This is a genomic window from Bacillus sp. 220_BSPC (assembly GCF_001054655.1).
In the GTDB taxonomy this organism is placed as follows: Bacteria; Bacillota; Bacilli; order Bacillales; family DSM-1321; genus Peribacillus; species Peribacillus frigoritolerans.
Genome location: NZ_JVPL01000312.1, coordinates 1 through 7,201, shown reverse-complemented (window position 1 = coordinate 7,201; position 7,201 = coordinate 1). Strand labels below are relative to the sequence as shown.

8 protein-coding genes and 1 pseudogene are annotated in these 7,201 nt (G+C 37.6%); 5 read left to right on the top strand and 4 right to left on the bottom strand.

Annotated features, from left to right (window positions below; genetic code table 11):
- Both ADA55_RS26280 and ADA55_RS26275 read left to right on the top strand, forming a co-directional pair.
- A partial coding sequence (locus tag ADA55_RS26280; RefSeq protein WP_048689420.1) for a YitT family protein occupies positions 1-256 on the top strand: 256 nt, incomplete at its 5' end.
- A gap of 283 nt (positions 257-539) precedes the next feature.
- Positions 540-2,069, top strand: a complete 1,530-nt coding sequence (locus tag ADA55_RS26275) for a multicopper oxidase family protein (protein ID WP_048689418.1) — start codon at positions 540-542, stop codon at positions 2,067-2,069.
- Positions 2,070-2,336: 267 nt separating this feature from the next.
- Here the strand turns inward: ADA55_RS26275 and ADA55_RS26270 are convergent, their stop codons facing one another.
- On the bottom strand, positions 2,337-2,849 hold the full coding sequence (locus ADA55_RS26270; protein ID WP_048689415.1) for a hypothetical protein: 513 nt from the start codon (positions 2,847-2,849) through the stop codon (positions 2,337-2,339).
- A gap of 734 nt (positions 2,850-3,583) precedes the next feature.
- Between ADA55_RS26270 and ADA55_RS30855 the strand changes: the two genes are divergently transcribed.
- Both ADA55_RS30855 and ADA55_RS26260 read left to right on the top strand, forming a co-directional pair.
- Positions 3,584-4,012 (top strand): DUF421 domain-containing protein, encoded by a 429-nt coding sequence (locus tag ADA55_RS30855; RefSeq protein ID WP_048689412.1) that lies wholly within the window; start codon positions 3,584-3,586, stop codon positions 4,010-4,012.
- Between the two features lie 141 nt (positions 4,013-4,153).
- Positions 4,154-4,366, top strand: a complete 213-nt coding sequence (locus ADA55_RS26260) for a hypothetical protein (protein WP_048689410.1) — start codon at positions 4,154-4,156, stop codon at positions 4,364-4,366.
- A gap of 867 nt (positions 4,367-5,233) precedes the next feature.
- On the opposite strand, the gene ADA55_RS26255 is transcribed toward ADA55_RS26260, so the two are convergent.
- The 3 genes from ADA55_RS26255 to ADA55_RS29915 form a co-directional block, all read right to left on the bottom strand.
- A complete protein-coding gene (locus tag ADA55_RS26255; RefSeq protein ID WP_048689409.1) occupies positions 5,234-5,572 on the bottom strand; it encodes a spore coat protein in 339 nt (112 codons plus the stop codon).
- Positions 5,573-5,586: 14 nt separating this feature from the next.
- Entirely contained in the window at positions 5,587-5,853 is a 267-nt protein-coding gene (locus ADA55_RS26250; RefSeq protein WP_048689407.1) for a hypothetical protein, read from the bottom strand.
- A 248-nt stretch (positions 5,854-6,101) separates the two neighbouring features.
- Positions 6,102-6,290, bottom strand: coding sequence for a hypothetical protein (locus tag ADA55_RS29915; protein WP_095396467.1), 189 nt, complete (start codon positions 6,288-6,290; stop codon positions 6,102-6,104).
- A gap of 81 nt (positions 6,291-6,371) precedes the next feature.
- Here ADA55_RS29915 and ADA55_RS26245 point away from each other — a divergent pair.
- A pseudogene (locus tag ADA55_RS26245) lies at positions 6,372-7,169 on the top strand (zinc-binding dehydrogenase); the annotation flags it as partial.
- Positions 7,170-7,201 lie beyond the last annotated feature (32 nt).

Genomic DNA, 7,201 nt, shown 5'->3' with positions numbered 1-7,201 from the left:
AGGAGGGGGATTGATTGGAATTGGAGTAGGGATCATGCTTCGATATGAGGCAAGTACCGGAGGAACCGACTTGTTAGCTCAATTTATATCGAAAGCTTTTTCCGTAAATATAGGGGTAGTTATTTTCATGATAGATGGTCTAATTGTAACATCGGCGCTTAATACGTTAGAGTTAAAAGCTTTCCTTTTTTCTTGCTTAACTATTTGTATTATCGGAATGATTACTTCTTTTATGGCTAGGCCATCGAATAGCTAAGGAATGAAAAAATGGTATAGAGCAAATAAAATACAGTAAAGGACAAGGGGTAAACTAGAATGGATTTTTAGGAACCAATTGGGAATTTTGTCCATAAAAGTATATTCAAAGGTAGGGAAAGGAACCATTTAGAGCTTCAGATTGAATGATTTCATTTGCATTACACCCTCTACTGCTTTTCCATTTTACTAATAAATAACTTATTGTCATATAGCGCTTGTAATATTTATAACCTTTTATAAATAAAGTACTTTAAATCAGCAGGTTATAAAGGAGCGTAAAAATGATTCTCTCTAAATTTGTAAATGAACTTCCCATTCCCCCAGTCTTAAAACCACGTCGGAAAGATCAATTTCATACTTATTATAAAGTGAATATGACAGAATTTAAGCAATCCCTCCATAGTGAGTTAAATGATACAAAGGTTTGGGGGTATGAAGGCAGCTATCCAGGTCCTACCATTGAGGTGGAAAGTGGAGAGAAAGTAGTCATAAAATGGACCAACAATCTCCCCGCAAAGCATCTTTTATCGGTAGACTATACGGTACATGGCGCCCATTTGGATGTACCGGAAGTACGTACTGTAGTACATGTACACGGGGCTAGCGTTGAACCCGAAAGCGATGGCTATCCGGAGGCTTGGTTTACAAGAGGATTCAAACAAGTGGGGCCTTATTTTAGAAAGAAAGTATATCAATATGATAATAACATGCAAGCTTGTACCCTCTGGTATCATGACCATACACTTGGTATCACGAGACTCAATATATATGCGGGATTGGCAGGGTTTTATCTTATAAGAGATCACCGGGAACGTTTATTGAATTTACCATGTGGTCAATATGAGATTCCTCTTATTATTCAAGACAAATCATTTAATGAAGATGGCTCTCTTTTTTACCCAAGGCAGCCAGAAAAACCAGTCCCGCAATTAGAAACATCAATCGTTCCTGAATTTTTTGGAGATACCATCTTGGTGAATGGAAAAGTATGGCCCTTTTTAAACGTGGAACCACGTAAATATCGATTTAGACTGTTAAACGGATCTAACAGCCGTTTCTATAGGTTCAAGCTTGATTCGGGTCAACTCATTTATCAAATTGGAACGGATGGAGGTTTAATGGAATATCCGATAGGAATGAAAGAAATCATATTGGCACCTGCCGAAAGAGCAGATGTCATCATAGATTTTACCAATTTTGAGGGAAAGAATATTATCCTGAAAAATGGTGCCCCAGCTCCTTTTCCAGACGGCGAACCGGAAAATGTGGTAGATACAGTGATGGAAATTAGGGTGACACTTCCTCTTTTAAGTATTGATACGAGTGTTATACCGTCTTATATGAAGCCTTTTCCAAAAATGAGCGAACAATCAGCTTCAAAGGAAAGGCACTTAACATTAGATGAAAAAACGGATAAATATGGGCGTGAAATCATGTTATTAGATGGTAAAGGGTGGGGTGCTCCCATAACAGAATATCCTAAAGTGGGGTCAACCGAAGTATGGTATTTAATCAACCTAACTGATGATTCACATCCGATTCATATTCACTTAATCCATTTCCAAGTATTAGATCGAAGAGCTTTCAATGTAGAAATATATAAAAAGGAGAGAGTCATCCAGTACACTGGCCCGTTAATGCCTCCAGAACCACAAGAAAGAGGCTGGAAGGATACAGTAAATGCTAATCCTAACGAGGTAACTCGGATTATAATGACCTTTGGTCCTTATACAGGATTGTATGTATGGCATTGTCATATGTTGGAACACGAGGATTATGAAATGATGAGACCGTATATTGTTATCCGATAATAGTCTTTGTTTCATTGATAATCCGGAAACGTTTTTTTCTACATCTTATTTCACTTTTTTTGATTTTCTAAGTATGGTTCTACTTTTACTGCCACTAATAGCTTCTTCTGTATTATTTACACCTCCATCCCCCTAAAATTCTTCCTCGGTTATCACCTTACCTTTGTTTTCATCCGACCTGAGGACAAAATAAAAAGGTGAATTTTACTTCTCGATAATCGCTGATTTGCGAGAAGTAAAATACCTTGGTAAGCCTATTTTTAAAAATTAATAAGGCAGGAAACCATCTGTCCAACCCCGATATCCCCCAAAATTCTGATGCTGCAGTTGATGAAGAATATTCGATGTTAAAAAGACGCCAACAGGAGGCAATTGCTCGGTATAGGTATTACCATTAATAGGATATTCATTCAGGCTTATATCAGTTGTAGCAATCCACGTTCCATACTCACCTGCTTGTAGAGAGGGAGGTTTCATAAGAAGACGTCCACGTAAAATAAAATGTCGAATTCTAATCTGGGGATCATCAAATATGGTTAAGTTGCCAGAGAATGTGGCATAAGGTGAATCAAATGTGATTTGTTTGGTGCTTTCATTCCAAAATCCATTAATCGGAATAGGTATACCACGAAAATTAACCGTACCAATTACCTTGTTATCTGTAATAGAGTTAATGATAAGTGTGCCCCAAATAATCGGTCTGCCAGCTATAGCAGCGTGGATACCCCATACTGATGGGAATGGAAAACTAACCAAACTAGTTACCTGAGAAGTTTCCAATGCTAAACTCTCCTTCATTAAAAGTTTATCTTCTGAGGAAAAAAGGATTAGATATGTTATTTACTCTTGTTTAAAGGAACAATCCAGTATATGCACCACGAGCAGAATAATCCAATAAACAATGGAGAAGTATTACATAATTTCCTTGCGTTTTTTAATTTCTTCAAGGATATGCTTATATAGGCTGTATGCCTTACGATATGAATGGGCGTTTCGTATTTCACTGACGAGTATACCCTCAGAGGCAGTAATTTGAGTGGAATTTCAAATTGGAGAGATACTTCTTCAAGAGGTGGAACTGACCGTTTTATAACTCCCTGTTTTTTGGCTGAAATTTTTGAGGGAAAACTTGGTTGAGATGAAGATGCCTTATGATTGACTACTGATTTTTTTAAAATCATCATTCTACGCCTATGTAAATTCGTTAAGAAACAGAATAATTCACATTAACACATTACCTGATTCTTTAAAAACTCTCCAAGTGAATTCATATATTTTAATCCCGCCTATCAATTTGATGGTTATTGATTTTGGCCATGCGCTGTATGAGAAAGACGGTATTGGCTCAGTTAACTCCGCATGATCTTGCCGCCATTGTGTTTCTTGTCACGTTGTCTGTCAGTCCTATCAAAGCCAACGGATTGGACAGACCATTGCAGGAATCATCACCATTGTTATCATGTATCTGTTGTTTTCTAAATTAAGTCTTTTTCGCTGGTTAAATCGACTGTTCATTGGCCATCCAAGTATTTTTGATTAAACATGGAAAATTTTCCAAAAAAGACTTACGGAAAACTCGTTTTTCTCTCGTGGAGCTATTGTCAACCATTCGGTCTGCAGGATATCCGAACATACGGGAACTCGATTATGTGATTCTTGAACCGAATGGAGACCTTAGTATATTGCCCAACCAATCTGTTGTTCATTTAACGCCTAGACACTTAAGCATTGAAACAGACTATCAAGGACTGCCGATTGCCGTGGTCGTCGAAGGGAAAATCCAGCATAAAAATTTAACATTAATCCAAAAGGATGAAAAATGGCTTCAGGAGGAATTGACTACCAACGGATTTCACCAAATCAATAACATCTTTTATGCGGCCGTCATGGATAAAGATCATTCTTTAATCGTTGACACAGGTACCGGTGATCAAAACGCGTAATTTATATACATCTATTTTCTACAGGAAGAGAAAAAAGTTGTTCAAATAAAACCATCATTTTTGGGGATTTTCCCGGTTATAAAAAGACTGAACTAGGTAAAGATATAAAAGTAATTCAACTAATAAAAAGGGGAGATCCTAATGGCACAAAAACAAATTGACGTAAACCAATTAAATCAAGCTAAAGCAAATGTGACCCTTACAGAAAGTTTACTAACTCAAGCAATTGAGAAATCATCTTCAGACCCAACTTTAGCTCAAGAAGCAATCAAACAAGTTGCTAATGAGATTGCACAAGCTCAAACAGCAGTAAGCCAAGTGCAAAGTGCATTTTTAGCCCAAAAATCTGAATAAAATACTTAATTCCCCTGTAACTTATAAAAGTTGCAGGGTTTTATTTCTTAAATTAGTAATTAAAGAAACCAATAATGTTAAGGGATTTTTAAACAAGCTGATAAACAGGTAACATGAATTAGCCACTTTATATGAGCTATGTTGGGCAGCTAACCCAACTTTCGGCCGTTTTTGGTTAAAACACACCAAAAACGGTATACTTATGATGTTTGGCAATGTTGAACTATATCTGTTTTTCTGAAACCTCCAATTTAGTGACCTTTTCAAGCTTCAAAACCTAATGAGAAGTGGGTTCTTATATAGCTTACGGATAACCACTTCATGCCAAAGTCAGTTTTTAAGGCTGGAATTTTTATCTAATAGTCCAATTGTTAGTTATCTACCTAGATGTGGGGCTTTCACCATCCTTCGGTTGTTTAATTTGTACACTCTGTTCTATGGTGTCAATTTTAATATTATTGGCGAAGGATATAAATAAATAAAGACGTACAAGGATAAACCTTAGTACGTCTTTTTATCAATTTTCCATTTGATTCTGAGCTTTTATCGAAGAGCAACATCTTTCTTAATGATTTCAACAATTGTGTATTTAGGGCTCCTTTTAGGTACCCAACCTCTTTTTTGTCCCATAATGACCGTTATGGTCCGAGCACGTAACAATTTTACCTTGTACTAATAGCTGATTACTTATTTATAATCTTTCGACCATAAACCGTTCAAACCCATTATAAAACACTCTTCAGGAAAGTTTTGGTAGTACATAACATAAACAAAGTATACTTCCTACAACGGTGAAAAAGGGTTAGTCGATGAAAAAAGGAATGAGTAAAAAGCTATGGACTGGTTAGCATAGCTTTTTGAGCGATCTTATTGCAATGGAGGATTATGCGGAAACTGGGACATGTACCCTGTAAACTGCTGTGCGGCCTGTTGAAGTTTTTGTGGTTGTTCCGCTTCAAGCGAGTACCATCCCTTTTGAAACATCAGATTATACAGTTCACGCTGCATATTTTTCGTTTCGTCGAAAATCGCGTGAATGTCCTGATATAGCGAAGCGTGGCTTGCCTCATTCATTGCAGTAGAATAAGATGCCGTCATGTACTTTTCATACGAAAGCATATCGTTTAGGAAGTCACGCTCATTCATCTCAGGTGTTTTTGGTACAGGTGTTTCTGGATTTTGAATCTTGTTTTGATTGTTATTCATTTCGTATGTCCCCCTTATTGATTCATCTGGTTGCCATTTTGCTCCAAATGCTGCAAAATGCGCTGATAATGTCTTTCGTGCATCATGCATGCCTTTTCAAGGGCCGCTACGATCTGTTGATCTTGGCACTGGCCTGCTGCAAAATGTGCCTTTTTGAATCCTAAAAGGTTCCACGAAAGCATGTCCTTTAAGTAATTAAAATCTTTCCCTGTGATTACTTGTGGCGGTTCTTGAAAGACCGGCTGCTGATTTTGAGATTGATTCGGTTGTTGCTGTTGCATGAACAGTTCCTCCTTATTCCTTGATTTACCACTTTAGATTTCCAACTTTATGAAAAAAGTATACATACATTTGGTAATTTTTTAGATGGTAATATTCAAAATAAAAAGGAGGCCTAACAGTCACCAACCTTTGGAAGATTCAAATTTTAAAAATCGCCAAGTGAATATACTAGAAGAAACGATAATTAGCAAAATCATACATCGGTGTTTACTACAAAATTCTCAATATTTATATAAGCTCATTTACATTATTGTAGTTGGTCTTGCTGTCCCATTTTGCCAAATTGTTGTTGCCCTTGCTGATTTCCCATTTGTTGTCCAGATTGTTGCTGCCCACCGGTCATTTGTTGTAATTGCTGTTGTGCTTGACTTACAGCTTGATTCATTTGAGTTAATGCTCGATTACTTTGAACGTATTGAGAAGCTTGATTTGGCATTAATAATTATGTTTAATGCACTGGCTCTTTGCAACTGGTGCTGTAAGGTTCGTTCCCGAAGCTCTCCTTGTTTTCCAAAATGGTGGTTTTTTTGGATACTCAGAAACAACTGGTGGGTATGCGGGCGGGCAAGCTGAATATATGCGTGTTCCTTATGGAAATTTTACCCCTTTCAAAATCCCAGAAGACTGCGAGGTAGAAGATGAAAAATTGGTGTTGCTCGCTGATGCAGCATCCACAGCATTCTGGAGTGTAGATCACGCAGGTGTTAAATCTGGCGATACGGTTATCGTTTTAGGCTGTGGTCCTGTAGGTTTACTTACTCAAAAATTCGCTTGGTTAAAAGGGGCGAAAAGAGTGATTGCTGTCGACCATCTCGATTATCGTTTAGAGCATGCAAAAAGGACGAATAAAGTCGAAACCGTAAATTTTGCACAATATGAAAACACTGGCGAATACCTTAAAGAAATCACTAAAGGTGGTGCAGATATCGTTATTGACTGTTCCGGGATGAGTGGCAAAATGACTCCGATGGAATATCTTGCATCGGGTCTTAAATTACATGGGGGAGCCATGGGAGGGATTGTAATTGCGTCCCAAGCCGTGCGTAAGGCGGGAACCATACAAATAACAGGCGTTTATGGCGGCCGTTATAATGGATTCCCCCTAGGAGATATTTTCCAAAGAAACGTGGATATTAAAACCGGACAGGCTCCTGTTATTCCTTATATGCCCTACCTTTATAAACTAATATCAGAAGGAAAAGTAGATCCTGGCGATGTTGTAACCCATGTACTTCCAATTGACCAAGCAAAGCATGGGTATGAAGTGTTTGATACAAGGACAGATGGATGTATTAAAGTGGTCCTTAAGCCATAAAGATGGTTGTTTTCATTTGGAAAAATAGATTT

What these genes read in the sequence shown, in the direction of transcription:
- ADA55_RS26260 (WP_048689410.1), top strand. Translation starts at nt 4,154, where the DNA reads ATGGCACAAAAACAAATTGACGTAAACCAATTAAATCAAGCTAAAGCA.
- ADA55_RS26275 (WP_048689418.1), top strand. Translation starts at nt 540, where the DNA reads ATGATTCTCTCTAAATTTGTAAATGAACTTCCCATTCCCCCAGTCTTA.
- ADA55_RS26250 (WP_048689407.1), bottom strand. Translation starts at nt 5,853, where the DNA reads ATGCAACAGCAACAACCGAATCAATCTCAAAATCAGCAGCCGGTCTTT.
- ADA55_RS26255 (WP_048689409.1), bottom strand. Translation starts at nt 5,572, where the DNA reads ATGAATAACAATCAAAACAAGATTCAAAATCCAGAAACACCTGTACCA.
- ADA55_RS29915 (WP_095396467.1), bottom strand. Translation starts at nt 6,290, where the DNA reads ATGCCAAATCAAGCTTCTCAATACGTTCAAAGTAATCGAGCATTAACT.